At 52.2% G+C, this 15388-nt stretch carries 17 protein-coding genes and 1 tRNA gene; 7 read left to right on the top strand and 11 right to left on the bottom strand.

All coding sequences use genetic code 11. The features are described 5' to 3' along the window. Nucleotides 1–4: 4 nt before the first annotated feature. The 4 genes from ACFVSO_RS06355 to ACFVSO_RS06340 form a co-directional block, all read right to left on the bottom strand. Entirely contained in the window at nt 5–1255 is a 1251-nt protein-coding gene (locus ACFVSO_RS06355; RefSeq protein ID WP_387471245.1) for an AMP-binding protein, read from the bottom strand. Next, the gene (locus ACFVSO_RS06350; RefSeq protein WP_387471243.1) at nt 1243–3096 is read right to left on the bottom strand and encodes an IucA/IucC family protein; all 1854 of its coding nucleotides are present in this window, start codon (nt 3094–3096) and stop codon (nt 1243–1245) included. The genes ACFVSO_RS06355 and ACFVSO_RS06350 overlap by 13 nt, the downstream gene beginning before the upstream one ends. 18 nt (nt 3097–3114) lie before the next feature. After that, nucleotides 3115–4974: an IucA/IucC family protein gene (locus ACFVSO_RS06345; protein WP_387471241.1), complete on the bottom strand. Its 1860-nt coding sequence runs from the start codon at nt 4972–4974 to the stop codon at nt 3115–3117. Between the two features lie 172 nt (nt 4975–5146). Beyond that, nucleotides 5147–5545 (bottom strand): c-type cytochrome, encoded by a 399-nt coding sequence (locus ACFVSO_RS06340; RefSeq protein WP_387471239.1) that lies wholly within the window; start codon nt 5543–5545, stop codon nt 5147–5149. 159 nt (nt 5546–5704) lie between these two features. Here ACFVSO_RS06340 and tatC point away from each other — a divergent pair, with 159 nt between their 5' ends. Together tatC and tatA are read left to right on the top strand one after the other, a co-directional pair. Next, nucleotides 5705–6481: a twin-arginine translocase subunit TatC gene (tatC, locus tag ACFVSO_RS06335; protein WP_387471237.1), complete on the top strand. Its 777-nt coding sequence runs from the start codon at nt 5705–5707 to the stop codon at nt 6479–6481. Nucleotides 6482–6512: 31 nt separating this feature from the next. Beyond that, a complete protein-coding gene (tatA, locus tag ACFVSO_RS06330; protein WP_387471235.1) occupies nt 6513–6716 on the top strand; it encodes a twin-arginine translocase TatA/TatE family subunit in 204 nt (67 codons plus the stop codon). Nucleotides 6717–6835: 119 nt separating this feature from the next. On the opposite strand, the gene ACFVSO_RS06325 is transcribed toward tatA, so the two are convergent. Together ACFVSO_RS06325 and ACFVSO_RS06320 are read right to left on the bottom strand one after the other, a co-directional pair. Further along, nucleotides 6836–8551, bottom strand: a complete 1716-nt coding sequence (locus ACFVSO_RS06325; RefSeq protein ID WP_387471233.1) for a GMC family oxidoreductase — start codon at nt 8549–8551, stop codon at nt 6836–6838. Between the two features lie 26 nt (nt 8552–8577). Next, on the bottom strand, nt 8578–9450 hold the full coding sequence (locus tag ACFVSO_RS06320) for a gluconate 2-dehydrogenase subunit 3 family protein (protein ID WP_387471231.1): 873 nt from the start codon (nt 9448–9450) through the stop codon (nt 8578–8580). Between the two features lie 132 nt (nt 9451–9582). Here ACFVSO_RS06320 and ACFVSO_RS06315 point away from each other — a divergent pair, with 132 nt between their 5' ends. Next, nucleotides 9583–10302, top strand: coding sequence for a hypothetical protein (locus ACFVSO_RS06315; protein ID WP_387471229.1), 720 nt, complete (start codon nt 9583–9585; stop codon nt 10300–10302). Nucleotides 10303–10463: 161 nt separating this feature from the next. Here ACFVSO_RS06315 and ACFVSO_RS06310 read toward each other — a convergent pair whose 3' ends face one another. Further along, nucleotides 10464–11048, bottom strand: a complete 585-nt coding sequence (locus ACFVSO_RS06310; protein WP_387471227.1) for a hypothetical protein — start codon at nt 11046–11048, stop codon at nt 10464–10466. A 164-nt stretch (nt 11049–11212) separates the two neighbouring features. Here ACFVSO_RS06310 and ACFVSO_RS06305 point away from each other — a divergent pair, with 164 nt between their 5' ends. From ACFVSO_RS06305 to gluQRS, 3 genes are all read left to right on the top strand, one after another. Further along, nucleotides 11213–11530 carry a YnfA family protein gene (locus tag ACFVSO_RS06305; protein WP_387471225.1) on the top strand — a complete coding sequence of 106 codons (318 nt, stop codon included), beginning with the start codon at nt 11213–11215 and terminating at the stop codon, nt 11528–11530. A 112-nt stretch (nt 11531–11642) separates the two neighbouring features. Beyond that, nucleotides 11643–11719, top strand: a tRNA-Asp gene (locus ACFVSO_RS06300). A 98-nt stretch (nt 11720–11817) separates the two neighbouring features. Next, the gene (gene gluQRS / locus ACFVSO_RS06295; protein WP_387471224.1) at nt 11818–12780 is read left to right on the top strand and encodes a tRNA glutamyl-Q(34) synthetase GluQRS; all 963 of its coding nucleotides are present in this window, start codon (nt 11818–11820) and stop codon (nt 12778–12780) included. Nucleotides 12781–12846: 66 nt separating this feature from the next. Here gluQRS and ACFVSO_RS06290 read toward each other — a convergent pair whose 3' ends face one another. Next, nucleotides 12847–13251 (bottom strand): secondary thiamine-phosphate synthase enzyme YjbQ, encoded by a 405-nt coding sequence (locus ACFVSO_RS06290; RefSeq protein WP_387471223.1) that lies wholly within the window; start codon nt 13249–13251, stop codon nt 12847–12849. Then, nucleotides 13248–13847 carry a DUF2087 domain-containing protein gene (locus tag ACFVSO_RS06285; RefSeq protein WP_387471221.1) on the bottom strand — a complete coding sequence of 200 codons (600 nt, stop codon included), beginning with the start codon at nt 13845–13847 and terminating at the stop codon, nt 13248–13250. The genes ACFVSO_RS06290 and ACFVSO_RS06285 overlap by 4 nt, the downstream gene beginning before the upstream one ends. 155 nt (nt 13848–14002) lie before the next feature. Between ACFVSO_RS06285 and ACFVSO_RS06280 the strand changes: the two genes are divergently transcribed. Then, nucleotides 14003–14533 (top strand): hypothetical protein, encoded by a 531-nt coding sequence (locus tag ACFVSO_RS06280; protein WP_387471219.1) that lies wholly within the window; start codon nt 14003–14005, stop codon nt 14531–14533. Nucleotides 14534–14714: 181 nt separating this feature from the next. Here the strand turns inward: ACFVSO_RS06280 and ACFVSO_RS06275 are convergent, their stop codons facing one another. Both ACFVSO_RS06275 and ACFVSO_RS06270 read right to left on the bottom strand, forming a co-directional pair. Further along, nucleotides 14715–15020 (bottom strand): hypothetical protein, encoded by a 306-nt coding sequence (locus ACFVSO_RS06275; RefSeq protein ID WP_387471217.1) that lies wholly within the window; start codon nt 15018–15020, stop codon nt 14715–14717. A gap of 36 nt (nt 15021–15056) precedes the next feature. Continuing rightward, complete coding sequence (locus ACFVSO_RS06270; protein WP_387471215.1) at nt 15057–15254, bottom strand: DUF3934 family protein; 198 nt, start codon at nt 15252–15254, stop codon at nt 15057–15059. Nucleotides 15255–15388 lie beyond the last annotated feature (134 nt).

Genomic DNA, 15388 nt, shown 5'->3' with positions numbered 1-15388 from the left:
TTGGTCAAACTCCTTCCTGCTCCAGCAGCTTGCGGCTTATCTTTCCTGACGGCATTCTTGGAATGCTTGCAGTCATTCGCACTTCTGAAGGCGCTTTGTAAGGCGGCAGATGCCTCAGACACCACTCCCGCACATCCCCTGCCGTCACGTTATCCGCTGCGACGACTTGCGCTCGGACCATCTCTCCGTTAATAGGGTGAATGCCCCGATAGACGACGGCTTCGATAACGCCTTCCAGTCTGCAAATCACCTCTTCGACCTCAGCGGGCGTCACCTTCAGCCCCGATACATTGATCAAATCATCAATTCTTCCCAGAAACCGGATGTTGCTCCCGCCGAACGAGCAACCCAAATCTCCTGTCGAAATCATTCTTTCGCCTATAGAGATGATCAGCTCCGACGGTTCAGCCGAGGCTTGAATGACCAGATGCCCCAGCGGAGTGCCCAGATCGTCATAGGATTTCATCCCCACAGCAAGACTCGCGCAGCCTGCCTCCGTACAGCCATATTGCTGAAGCAGCACGGCCGACGCCTGACTGTAATGCTCATACAGAATAGGCGACATAGGCGCACCTGAGCTCATAACGCTGCGCAGCTTGACGCCTCCATACTCGAACAGGGGGTTAAGTCCTTGCAGGAGCGCGGGCACGGAGTAAAGCAAATGATTCGGAGTCGCCTTCAGACATTGCGCGATCGCTTTCGGGCCCATGCCGCTCATGACAACCGGCTCCACTCCCCGCTCCAGTGCTGACAAGACTCCTGAAATCAAGCCATATGCATGCGTAATCGAAGCTAGCACAACTGGCGTATCCTCCGCGAGCGCATGAGCCGCAATCCGATCATTGTAAGCAGCAATTTCCACGTTAATCTCTTCCCATGAACGCCGGATCAGCTTCGGTTCACCCGTCGTGCCGGAGCTGAATTGATAGATCGAAGGAGGTCCATCCGTATGGATAGCCGATGCATCCAGCGGGTAATACTGCTCCGCCGCCCCATAGAATAACCCGGTACACCCAGCCCGCTCCGCCAGCCTTGATGCCGTCTCAATCGGCGTATCCCCGTGCAGGGGCAGGACAGACAAGCCCCTCTCTCGCAAGAATAAAATCATCGTCAATGCAAATAACGGATCGGAAGAACATACCGCATAACGGCGTGTTTCGCTTATCCCGTGGCGGAAACTATCCAATTGTTCATAACGGTCTAGTAATTGCTTATAGGCAGAACGGCTGATCCGCTCCTGATTTACTGCGAACATGTTGAATTCTCCCTTTGGTTAGGATCGCCCGACTGGCGGACTTGTGATAAAGGATTAGGCGCAGGGCGTGGCGCAATCTTGGTCCCCCCGAACAGCCTGCGCTGGACAAGCGGCTCGATCACATACTCTGGTGCAAAGAGCCCCAGCGAATCGAATCGCTCCCGCAATGCGGGGAAAGACGCCTGATACATCTCCAGCTCCGCTGCGACCATCTCCCATAACTCCCGCTCCCCAACTGGGAACCGGCTTGCCATAAACGTAATGATCGTACCTATATTCATGAACCATAACGCATCCATCAGCATCTCACTCAAATCTTGCAAACTGCCCATCTCAAAATAATCTCCCGGCTTCCCTCCGGCATACGCGGAATGCAAACGGCTAAAGTCCGGCACCAGCTCCGGCGATGCCAGGAATGGCCTGTAATATTCGACCCCCTCATGGAAGTCTCGCAGCGCCACACGCTCCGGCATGCCATTGCGATGCACCAGCACCATGTTCTGCCCATGCGATTCCAGCACAATGCCATGAGCGACAAGCAGATGAACAACCGGAATCACACTTCGGCGCAACAGCAGGCGAAACCAATTCTCCATGCCGTACTTCGCAATCCACGGGTCAATAAAGGCCCTGCCGTCCACTTCTGTAGCGGCCAGCGTGAAGAACGGCACCGCTTCTTCTCCCGGCTGCAAATAGTTCTGCACATTCTCCCGCCAGATCGCCCCGATCGCCCCATTCGCCGCAGGCAAGGTAATGCCCGCATATTCATGCAGCAGAATCAGTCCCGACTTCTGTAAAAACGGATCAGAATCCGCGACCTTCTGAAGCCAATCCGATACGGCAGGTGCTGCTACCGTAGAGTGTACCGTCAAGTGTCGCATCGAAGACGTATTAACGATGCCAAGCGACAGTTTCACATCTCCTCGCGCTGCCCCGCTTATGCAAGACAGCGTTCGAATTGATTGCTGAGGGCGATAGGACTCCGAGCCATGCCCTAGCGGCACAATCCTCTGATTCGTAAGCAGGTCCGCATGCTTCTCTTGCAGAAAGCCCCACTGCCAAGGATGCACCGGAAGAAAAGCATAGCCTTCTGGAGACAGACCAAGGCCAGCCAGCTGTTCACAAAAACGACTGCGGTCCTCTTCCTCCAGCTCTCTTTCAACTACATTCCGCCAGTCGCTCCCGTTCCCGGCATTCCAAATAACTTCATCATAAGCAGCCGCAAGCCAATACAAACGGACATCCGGTTGAAATTCAGGCCCATAGAACCGATTGTTCTCAGGGGTAAAGCCTATTCTTGATTTATAGCAAGGGTGATAGGGATGGCCCTCCGTCGAGATGGACTCCAGCTCTGCAAGCGATCGGCCTAACAGCTTGAGCTCGCTCTCCTGATGCAATTCCCGTTCCTGCATCCACTGCGCCTGCTTGCGTATCGTCTCTTCCAGCTCAACAATAAAGGAAGGCAGTACGGAGAGGTCCGGATGATTCGCCGCAACAATCTCCTCCAGAAACAGCGCTATACTGTCGGCTTCCCCGCTTTCCAGACCGTGCGTCTTGAAGCAATTCCGGAACATCGGGTTCTGACTCATCCGAATCATACTGAACGAATAAGTCCGCCAGCCTTCAAAGGAATACATCACTCGGTTCCCTGCCCAATCCCTCCCATTGATCACATACACATCAACCTTATACGCGCTCCCTCCCTGCCCAGCCGAATAGGACACGGTACTGCGGGCTTCCAACACGCCTTCAAAGATTAAAGCCTCCACCAGCTTGCGAAAAACTTGCCTGCGAGCAACGACATTCATTTCAATCTTCCCGATTGGGACCTGCAGCTTCATTTCACCTCTCCATTCCTGTTACGCTTGCATGGGTTGCTGAGCCTTCCTCTCCCTTCTCCATATCGCGGTCACGAGCCTTGCCTTGCGAATCGCCTCTTGATAAGGAAGCGCGGTGCATAACGGATTATCCATCTCGGCATAAACAGCCTGCTCCAATTCCGTCTCCAATTCATCTACGTCATACAATCGCGTGAGCAAATTCGCCTTGAATCGGAATGTGCGACTCGTCAGCCAGTCACGCATAAGCCTGTTATGCGCCCCGGGTACTGCGGCTAGAGACTCCAGTTCAGCGCGAAGCTCCATAAGCAGTACTCTTTCATCCAAAACGCCAAAGACGCCGAACGATTGAATCAGTCCCAGCACATGATTGACGATCAAATAATAGCCGAAACGCTCCTCCGCCAGCTCGTCATCGTATACGTTCGGTCCAGCACCGATCCCCGGAACCAGCTCCTCAAGGAGGCCAACTCTCGATCTGGCATAATAATAGCCCTGGCTGTCCCGATAATAGAATTGCTCCGGATATCCGCTCTCTCCAAGCTTCACCACACTATTCTGCAAATGCGCCTCAAGCGCGATGCCATACCTTGCATACATCATGACCATAGGCCTTAGCGAGATTGCCAAGTAAGCCCGGAACCAGGCCAGCCCGGCTTGGGCTGCCGAGCAGCCTTCCTTGTTAGCAAGCTCCCCGACTACATTCTCCAGCAATGAGCGCGAGCTGCCGGAAGAGAAGGCTTCCTGAGTGAAGGCGGCAGCCAGAAATACCCTCTCGCCCTCTTCCCGGGCAAAGGGATTCTCCCGGATGATAAGCTCAAATCCGCTCTCCCCGGTCTCCGAATCGCTGAGCGTAACATACGCCCCGTCCTTCACGATATGAAACCCGGGACAATTTTCTTGAAGCCAAGGCTCAAGCTCGTTAGCCACCCGAGCAGCCTCTATCGCTCCCAATAACTCATGTCTTTTGTTCACTCTCATCGAATTCGTAATTTTGGCTCGCAGAGACAGCTTATACATGTAATCGGAATTCGGATCGCAGACGGTGCGGATAGAGGAGGTCGGATAATAGGTCCCCCCGAGAGCTCCTATGTATACAAGCTTCCCAGTCTTCATCCAGCTCTGGACATGATCATCATGGAGCAGTTCTTCCCCCTGCACCGGATGGATGGGAATCCAGACATAGGACGGATCATGGATGACTTCTGCCGCAGCACCCGAATGCATCTCTCCCGGGGTCCACGATGCCAGAAGCTCGCGTTCAATAATTTCCGCAGCGCTCTCCCGCCATACCGTGTCTTCCTGGACCAGACTTCGATGGGCGGCAAAATAATGCAGCTGGAAGCTGCCTTTCGACTCTGGTGAATAAAGATGCTGCCTCCATTCCGGGAAGCCTTGCCTGCTCTTGGGTGTCGGATGGAATACATGACCGAATAGAAGAGATTGTTCGGACTGCAGGAACGTAAGCGAAGAACTGTATAACTCGGGGGCGTCGTCCATTCGGGCTGACAGGAATGTCTCCAGCAGACTGCAGCTCTGGAGCGCGCGAAGCAGCAGCTCCTTCGTCTCGGAGCCTTCATGCTTTGAGCCCAACTCATCGGCAAGCAGCGAGAAGGCCGTTGCGATGCCAACCGGCGCAGGTTCGGCAGCACCGCTCTGCAAGCATATGGGCAGCTGGAATTGATGCCTTCCAGTCGGAGATTTATAATGCGCTGTTGCAAGGATGGCAAGCTGCCCGGAGGCAAGCGGAAGCCGCAAGACGCTGCGCTCGCCTTCGCTGCCCTTGCATACAAGCCATTCGCCGTCTCCCGTTTCTCTTAAATAACAATTCAGGAAGCTGGTGACGGCGGCTCTCTCGGCAACTTGCTTCGGATTAACCATAGCTCTCCTTCTTCCTAATTAATAATGATTATCAGTATCAATATTATAAAGGTTCTATCACGAGGGATACATAGACAAAAATTCCAAAAGTTATGGATATTTTATTCATATGCACACAGCAAAAAAAGCCTCCGCACTCTGTAGTGCGGAAGCTTTCATTTGCCAAGCCATCTTATTTCATGGATGCGAGCCAATTCGACAGCGTATCAATATCAGCGCTGCTAAGCTGATCCTTGTATGCCGGCATGCCGCCCCGGCCGTTCGTAATCGTAGCCTTAATCTCGTCGACAGACAGCTTAGCGCCTACCTTTGTCAGGTTCGGTCCTACGCCGCCTGACAGATCAACCGCGTGGCAGCCAATGCAATTCTGCTTGTAGATGGCTTCAGCCGCAGCCGCATCGACGGTTCCCCCGCCTGCATTATTGCCGCCATTCGTTGCCCCATTGTTGGTTCCGTTGTTCGTTCCGCCATTTGTACCGCCGTTATTTTTGTTCCCGCCGCCGCAGGCGGACAGAGCAATAACAAGAATAACAGCCGTAACCAGCAATAACCACTTCATATTGCGCATCATGAAATAGCCTCCTTGATTGGTAAATCTGTTATTACATTTCCCTATAACTTGCTTCCTATTCACATGCATACCGCCCGCTCCCAGACAAATGCGAGCCACGTAGGTTTCCTTCACGCGAACGCATAACGTTTTGTACGGTGGACACCATAAGGTAAGGTCATGACAGTATTTAGCAAAATCCTTCAAATTGCTGAGGTGATGCCATTGAATACACAGCAGGATCTCATCGGTCATCTGGCGGAGCTGAGAAAACGGCTTATCGTCGTTGCTGTGAGCTTCCTTGTGGCGATGTGCGGAGGCTTGTACGCTTCCCCACATATTTTGCGCTACATTAAAGCAGGTCCGACGGCAGAGTCGGTGGAATGGAATGTCTTCTCCTTCACGGACGGCCTGTTCATCTACTTGCGTTGTGCGTTTTTGTTCGCGATTCTGTTCGTTCTGCCCGTCTTGCTTTATCAGCTATGGGCTTTCGTCAGGCCTGGATTAACATCCGTTGAGGCCAAGGGAACGCTGGCCTATGTGCCCGTCTCCTTTATGCTGTTCCTGGCCGGCGTGTCCTTCAGCTACTTCCTCGTCTTCCCCATGATGATGCAGTTCATGATGGAGATGAACCATAACATAGGTGCTGTTGAGACGTATGGTATCGACCGGTACTTCTCGTTCATGTTCAGCATTGTGTTCCCGCTTGGCGTTGCGTTCGAGATGCCGCTGGTCATGCTGTTTCTGACCAGACTCGGGCTGTTGACGCCAGAGAGGCTGACCGCGACACGCAAGTATGCTTACGTGGGACTGGCGGTCGTAGGCGCCTGCATCTCGCCGCCGGATTTTGTGTCGCATTTGTCCGTGACCGTCCCGTTGCTCATGCTATTCGAGATCAGCGCGTTTCTATCGCGCCGCTTTGCCAGAAGGATGGCCACCGCTCCGTCCCCTACTTAAGTTATTTCAACTAAAAAAGGAGTTTTGACCCATGTTCAACAATATTGGCGTTTCCGGGTTGATCATTATTCTGCTGATTGCGCTTATCGTCTTCGGGCCAGCCAAGCTTCCCCTGCTCGGCCGGGCGTTCGGCGATACCCTTCGCGAATTCCGCAGCTCGACACGCGGCATCGTGGAGGAAGACACAGGTCCACAGAAGCTGGACAAGACTGATGATCTGGAGAAGCTTCTGTAACAGCTTAAAGCGTATAAAGAAGGCCGATCTCGCATGATGCGGGATCGGCCTTCTTCTTTTGCTTGCAAGCTTAGGCATTGACCTGGAGCCACATCATTGCAGCTCCAGGCTAGCCCCCTCTACACCAGCAGTCCTCCAGACTGTCTGTACTTCAGGATGCCTTCCGCCGTGCGGTAAGCCATCGCGCCTACCGTTGCCGTCGGGTTGTAGCCCGCATTTTGCGGGAAGCTGCTCGCGCCTACGACAAACACATTGTCCGCATCCCACATCTGGCTGAAGTTGTTGATAGCCGATGTACCCGGCTCAGCCCCCATAATGACGCCGCCTGTATTATGCGTAGATTGGTACGACATAATCTCGTACGGCCCCAGCTCCTTTAGGAAATCCACCTTGTCGGCGCCCATCTCCTTCACGATCTCATTACAGCGCTCCGCCAGAAACTTCGCCATATTCTTATCCTGATCTCGGAAATCGAACGTAATGCGCATGAGCGGATCGCCGAACGTATCCTTATACGTTGGATCAAGATCTATGAAATGCTGCTTGAACGACATGGATGAGCCTTGCGCACCGACCGCAAGCGTGCGATTCGCATAATGGAGCGACTGCTTCTTGAATTCTGCGCCCCAGCTAGCCGTGCCGGAAGGCACCGGATTGTTCTGAATCGGCCTAGCGCCCGTCTGGCTAAACGCAATCACGCCGCCATGAATAAAGTCGACATCGGAATGGTCGAAGTTATCGCCGTTGTAATCATCGATCGAGACACCGAGTGAGCCCGCGCCCGCGAATGTATTGAATTGTTTATTTTCAAAAAAGCCCACAGCGCTTCCCTTGATAACCTGATACGCATAATTCTTCCCGACAACGCCTTTTCCGCTCGCTGGATCATAAGGCTTGCCCAGCTCGGACATCAGAAGCAGGCGAACATTGTTGAATACGTAGCTCGTCACGACCACGATGTCGGCAGGCTGAATGATTTCTTCACCTGTGGTGACATCTATGTACATAACGCCAGTTGCTTTGCCGCCTTTATGGATAATGCGGCGTACATTGGAATGGGTCCGAATCTGGAATTTGCCTGTCTTGTTCGCTACCGGGATGACGGTCACGACGGGATCGGCCTTGGCGCCGTACTCGCAGCCATAGCGCTCGCAGTAGCCGCAATATTGGCAGGCTGCCCGCGCAACGCCGTCCGGGTTCGTGTAGTTCTCCGACAGATTGGCCGCAGGCATCATATAGGGATGCAGATTAAGCTTCTTCGCCGCTTCGGTGAACATCTCAATCCCCGCCGTCTTCTTCATTGGAGGGGTCGGGTATTCGCCGCTGCGCTTGCCGCCTAGCGGATTGGTTTCCCCGGAGATGCCTGCCATCTTCTCGAACTTGTCATAATACGGCTCCAACTCATCATACGTAATGCCGTAATCCTGAATGCTCATATCTGCCGGAATTTTGTTTTTACCGTAGCGCTCAATGGTTTTGCTTCTGATTTGAAAATCATACGGCAGGAAGCGGTACGTCTGGCCGTTCCAGTGAATGCCAGAGCCGCCAAGTCCGTCTCCAAGCAGGAAGGAGCCGTACTGGCGCATCGGCAGCGCGCGTACCTTTTCGTTACTGCGGAATGTGATCGTTTCTTTGGACAAATCCTGCATCATCTCGTAGCGCATGGAATAACGGAGCTCGTCATGCACCATGAAGTAATCCTCGGTCTTCCGCTCCTTGCCTCTCTCCAATCCGACGACGTTCAAGCCGGCTTTGGTCAGCTCCGCCGCGATAATGCCGCCGGCCCAGCCGACGCCTACGATGACAACATCTGTTTTGGGCAATGTCTTGGCCATATCGATCCTCCCTTTCCTGGGCTTCGCTAGTGCGAGGCCAAGTGAGCCTGCAAGCTGCTTGGCTCAATCTGCGTAAAGTCTTTGTCAATGATGTTCAAATAGCTCATCTGGGACCCCGGATAGCTCCGCATGCGCCAGCCCTCCATATTGGCATTGCCGCCGTAAAGAGGATCACTGTATACGCCTTCGAGTGTGGCTGAACGCAACGTTCTGAAGAAGAAGCTCTCGGAGATAGTCGGCAGATTGGCTTCCTCGTTCTCGAACACCTTCAGCACCTCATCCTGCTGTGCACCCTCCAGCTCGGCAAATCCTTTGCTGTACTTCGTCAAGCTGTAATTCTCCAGTTCCTGAATGCCGATATCGAAAATTTCTTTCCGCTTCAGCCTGCCCTGATACCCTTGCACTTTCTCGCCTGTAAAGAATGGAGGACTCATGTAATCCCGGCCGTTAAAGCCCCAGTCTCCAGCGAGTTGATGGTCGATGAAGAACGCTACACCGAGTTTTTTTGCACCCGGTCCATTATCATCTTCTGGAAAAATACGCTCTGTCGCGCTGTCGACGATGCGGAATTGCGCCGGTGTAAAATACATGAGCGCGCGGTTGTAATTCGGAATCTCCGTCTCTTTACCGCCATCCGGTGTAGCCGTCGGTTCTTGCGCATTGCCGCCATTATTGTCGGTACATCCGAATATCGTGCTTAGCGCTCCGCCAACCGCGAGCGTACCGAGCACATAACCGGAATTGACCAAAAACTTGCGGCGGGAGTTGTTGTTAACCTGCTCATTGTCATGATTCGCTCCGGAATGCTCGTTAACTGCGTCATCATTCGCTTGAGCCAATTGCCCTTCGCGTTCCGTTTCTTTATCCGCTACAAGCCCATTGCCATTGTTCCCTACCACATCATGCACCTCCTGTATGGATCTTCTTGCTGTCTTCCTGCTTATTATTTTCCAACCCATCATGAATATTCATTTCAGAGGAAGGGCTATCCTAACGTCGAACGAGTGAACCCTAGTGGAGGATGATATCTGATGATGAAAACAGTGAAGTTGCTCGCTTGCGTATCCCTATCCGCAGTAGCCTTGGCAGGCTGCTCCATGACTCCTGCAACCGACGGCAATAGGACAACCCGGGACAATACGGTTACCCAACATGCATCGCCGATGCCCAAGGGACCGCATAAAGCTCATTCAATCAATGACTCCTCGCTAATTCCAAGCGAGAATGGGCAGAAGAACTATACGACCAACAATCTGGGACAAACGACGTATGGCCTCGGCACATCCGTCTACAGCATGATCGGCAGCTCCGGTCTGCATGCGAACGGCTTCTCCGCTCATCTGGAATCGCGGCTTAGCAGCGCAGGCATTCCCGATGTGCGTGTATTCGTCTTCGACGATACGGTTGTCTTGGCTACAGCCAAACGTGAAGCGAGCGCATCCAGCTACGACGAGCTTCAGCGCAAGCTGCTGAATCAGAATGAAGGCATGTCCGCCACCGGCACAGCGCCTGGCGAGGGTCTTGGCGGAGTTGAAGGATCAGGCGGGCAGCATGATAATTTAAGCAGCGCTGCCGGCCATATCAAGCAATTGATGGGCGCTGAGGTGAAGGTCCTGCTTGCAGAAGGCGAAAAAGCGGTTCAGGCCATCGATAAGATCCGAAACGACGCACTGGCGGACAATATCTCGCCGGATCAAATCGCGCAAGACATTCGCGTGCTGCTGAGCTTGACGAAGCAGTCGGGGCAGTAAATTTCCAGAATTGAAGTGTAGATTGAAAAACGGGCCCGATTCTATTGCTTGGAAGCAACAGGATTTGGCCCGTAAATATATTTTTGAAATATAGCACTTGCTCTTAATTTTACTCTTATGCTTCTTCAAATAGTTCTAGTAAGCACCTTACAATCAAGTATTTATGGAGCAACAGTAAACCCTACTTCCTTCCCAACCACTTCAACCGGCTCTTCATTCTCATTATTTTCTCCAAATCGACCTACGTTGAACTCTGCAGAACCGACGACTGTGTAGTTACCAGCAGGAAAAGGGACGTCAGCAGGATTCTCTATCAGAATCTCATTCGAATCATTTATTAAATAAGCCCACCCGTTCGAATACTTCTCCACATGCGGCTTGCCCGGATATAACGTCGTATAGATTAATGGCTGATCCATCATGTAAGGGAATGAATACGTACCAGATGAATCACGTATGGCATAGTAGAATGGCGTCATCGCATGATTAATCGTCACCGATTCGCGATCGCCCACATACTCCAATTCGGAAATGAACGTCACTTGATCGCCTTCCCGGTAATCGTCCCGCTCCAGATAGAGCCTATGAACAAAATCAGATGCCTGCACCGGCTCTGCGCTTGTCTTCTTGTTCATCGCTTGAAGCTCTCCTCCACAACTTGCAAGCAGCATGGCCATCATCAATAAGAATACGGCCATTACCAGTCCCTTGGATCTTCTTCTCATCAGAGCATGCATGCCCTCCATTCCATTCACTCCCAACCGCGCTTATATATACTTCTGACGCACCATTCCCAAAAAATGTTTCTTCCCCTTACAAGCTTCCATTGAGCCCCGCATTGATTTACACCCCGGCATACTTCCGCTATCATAAGTAGCGATATAGCTGACAGAAAGCAGGGATTCATTGGATGGGTATTCTATTGTTTATTCTGGCCGGTATCGCCGAGATTGGCGGTGGCTATCTGATATGGCTGTGGCTTAGAGAAGGCAAGTCGCCTTACTTGGGACTGCTTGGCGGCGGAGCGCTTATTATGTATGGCATCATCGCAACCTTTCAGTCGTTCCCGACATTCGGACGGGTCTATGCCGCTTATGGCGGCGTGTTTATTGTACTCGCCGTATTATGGGGCTGGCTCATCGACCGCAAGACACCGGACCTGTATGACTGGGTCGGCGCAGCCATCTGTATCGTAGGGGTATTCGTGATGCTATATCCTCGATCTTAAGCAAGTTAAGGTATGCGAACAAAAATTTTCATCTAAATCAAAAAATAACTTGTCAAATCATATATCTTCATGATAAGATACTGTTTGTGTCTGTGAGACACCTTGAAAGTGTGGAGCTGTGGTGTAGAGGCCTAACATGCCTGCCTGTCACGCAGGAGACCGCGGGTTCGAATCCCGTCAGCTCCGCCATTTTCGAATTAAATGCTCGACAGAAGAGCTTACATATGAATGAATGAAGAGCGGCCTAGCCTGCTCTTTTTTTGCATGTAACAAGGAGAGTGATTGGGATGAAGCGACGCGGGCGATTCGCTCCGACGCCTTCGGGCATGCTCCATATCGGCAACGCGTTCAGCGCTCTGGCTGCTTGGCTTCAGATGCGACAGTGCGGCGGCGAATTCCTGCTCCGCATCGAGGACATTGACAAGCCGCGTTCTCGTCCGGCCTTTGCGGAGCAGCAGCAGGACGACCTGCTGTGGCTTGGCATCGACTGGGATGAAGGGCCGCGTATGGGCGGCCCCTTCGCGCCCTATGAACAAAGCAAGCGCGAGCATCTGTACGAAGCCGTGCTCGGCATTTTAAGAGAAAAGGGCAGAATCTACCCCTGCTACTGCAGCCGCAGCGAGCTCGCTTCCATCGCCAGCGCACCGCATGGGCTCTCATCCGAAGGCCCCGCTTATCCGGGGCTCTGCCGCCATCTCACCACCGAGGAGCGCGCGAGCAAAGCGGAGAAGAAGACCCCTTCTCTCCGCTTCTTCATGCCGGAGGAACCGGTCGTCTTCGAGGATGGAGTGAGCGGCACGATGCGCTATGACGGAGAAGCTTTAGGCGACTTCATCGTCAAACGGGCCGACGGCATATTCAGCTATCAGCTTGCGGTAACGGTCGACGATGCGGCGATGGGCATTACGGATGTGCTCCGCGGAGCCGATCTGCTCGACTCCACTCCGCGTCAGCTCGCGCTGTATGAAGCACTGGGCCTTGCACCGCCAGCCTTCTCGCATGTCCCGTTAATCGCTGACGAACATGGCGAGCGATTGTCCAAGCGGGACAAATCGCTTACATTGGCCTCGCTCAGGGAAGACGGAGTCTCCCCCGAGCGATTGGTCGGAGCGATCGCCTATGCGGCTGGCTGGTCGAATCGACTGGAACCGATTGCTGCACATGAGCTTATTTCCGTCTATCAGCCGCCGCGCGGTAATGACAAACCTATTGCGATTACTGGGCACATGCTCGATTGGCTTCGACATTAACAAACCCGCCTTCCTACGAAGGCGGGTTTGTCTATTCCATCTGCTTCAAAGGACTGCTTCCAAAGCCTATCCTTCTATCGTTTTCACATGAAACCTTCTCGTCCGAGGCCCATCGAATTCGCAGAAGTACACGCCCTGCCAAGTGCCAAGCACCGGCCTGCCATCTTGAATAAGCACAATCTGGTTGGTTCCCGTCTGAATCGCCTTCATATGCGCGGCGGTGTTCCCTTCGGCATGGCGATCCTTCGGATGCTTCCAGGGATAGATTTCATCGAGCCGCCGCAGCACGTCACGCACAACGTCCGGGTCTGCATTCTCATTAATCGCAATACCAGCGGTCGTATGCGGACAATAGACAATGGCATAACCATCCTGCACCCCGCTATCTCTGACTGCTTCGCGCACCTGATCGGTCACTTCCACCATTTGATCACGCTCGCGGGTAGAGATTGAATATGTTCTTAGCTTCACGTCAAAGCCTCCCATCTTGCCCACAGCTCCTGTGGATTCAACTCGTACACTTCTTTATCCCGGTACATGTACTGATGCATAATGAACTCACGCCGAATCGTCGCGAAATCATCGTGATAACCTTTAATAAACTCGTTTATTTCCTTCTCGCTATACGTGCGCCCTCTCGCTAGAGAGGATACGATATGCTCCAGCACGATCAGCTTCTTCTTCAGCTGGCTCGGGATGTTCTTCAATCTGCCTTCCAACGTGAAAAAATTGCGAATAACGGAAGCACGCAGCGCCTCATTCTTCTCCTCCATTGTCCCCACTCCTTCCTCCGACCTGCGGTAGATCAGCTCCTCCGTTGCGGCAGCGCTGTTTTTAATAAAATAATGATTTAAGCTGAAATAGATCGTATTCTTATCGCGCCTCTCATTAATGAGACTGGCTTCTCTCAGCTTCGTCGCATGATGGGTAATCGTCGCAGGGGTAACGAACAGCTTCTCGGCAAGCTCTCCCCCGTTCAATTCTCCTTCCGCTAGCAAAATAAGCATTTTGATTCTCGTGGGATCAGCCAATGCCTTGTGGTAATTGACCACTTTCTCCAATTGCATGGATCATCGCCCTCTTTCAATTTTAACAATCATCTAATTAGATGTTTATTAAATTTATAGTATGCGAAATTCCTACGTCTGTCAAATCTGCAAGTTCCATAAGGCGTTGAAGCCTTCACCATATTTTGTATATAATAGGCTCTGGAGGGGATATATTGATCATTGCCAATCTGGTAAGGGAACAATTGGAGACGATGGATGACCAGTCTCTTGGAGCCGCTTGTTTTGCGCCGCTCATCAGGACCTACAAGGAAGTGGAGGGGACTGGCGGAGATTTCGCCGGGACGGTCTACAAGCAATTAAGCAAAGGACAGCAAGCGTTATTCGCTTTCTGGACGTATTACAACCACATACGGGAGTCGGAAGCGGATCTGTATTGGTGGAGCGCCTACTTCATGGCCAACCCGTTGCGATGGAAGGCACTGCAAGCCAGCTTGAGTCAATTTGGCGATAGCGGCACACTGAAGATCGTGAAGGCCATGGAATCCGTTTTATCGGAAAGAGGGCACCCCCGAAGCTTAGCGAATTTCGATGTTTCGTTCAATGATCTGGAGAACGACAAGCAGCTGTCCGCTATTGTATCCCATCATTATGATCAACTGCTCTCAGCCTTGCCTGCAACGCTGGGCAGCATCGCCAACTATATTAAAGAGCATCCAGACGATTTCCTGCACATCCGTCCATAACTCCATACGAATAGACCGATCAGGCAATCACCTTGCTTGATCGGTCTTTCTTATGAAGAAAACACCCGGCCTCTAGGAGCCGGGTGTTTAGTCTTCAATCAAAGCCGCACGGGGTCGTTCCTCGAACGCTTGCTTCAGGATACGTACCTGCGACAGCGGCATATCTTTGTTAGGCCACAAGTTAAGTGACCGGTTGCTCCGACAAAGCCGCACTCAGCATCGATTTCCAATCCGAAAACCGTGTTTCTCTGGCAACATGCCGATTAAGAAGCTCTTCAGGAATCAGGTTCATGTCTTCCTTCGTGTAAGCCTGAAAGTTCCCCTTCTCGAGAAATTGCTGCATGCTCTTGCAATTGGAATTTTTGCTCATGAACGTATCGTTGAACAGATAAGCCAGCGACGACTGCTCCAGTTCCGCCTGATTCGCCTTTTGTTCCTTCAACTCAACCAACAGATCATCGAACGACATAGGTTTGTTTTTTCTCAAATTACCACTCCTTGGATTGTGTACGTCATTATTGTATTAAGATTCGGAATTACTGCCGCTGCTATTCTTCTTCCCGGTTGTTCCAGGTGCAGCAGTGCCATCCTTCCTCTTCGTTCCTTTGCTTTTGTAAGGCTTGGGCGCGTTCTCAGCACGTCTGGCACCAGCTTGCCAACGGTTCCAGCCTTTTTTGTCCGTTCCTCTGCCCGTCCCGCCTTTACCTTTTCCTTTGCTCAAATGATCACTCCATAACAAATACATGTCTTTTTCAAGTCGTACATTTCATTATACGTGAAAATTCGCTTACTTACTATGAATATCCTAACTTTGGCATTCATTATTCGCAAAAAAAGCTCCGTATGAAGCCGAAG

Source organism: Paenibacillus sp. NPDC057967 (assembly GCF_042887015.1).
GTDB lineage: Bacteria > Bacillota > Bacilli > Paenibacillales > Paenibacillaceae > Pristimantibacillus.
The sequence above is the reverse complement of the archived record's forward strand: the minus strand, read 5'-3'. Positions and strand labels throughout refer to the sequence as shown.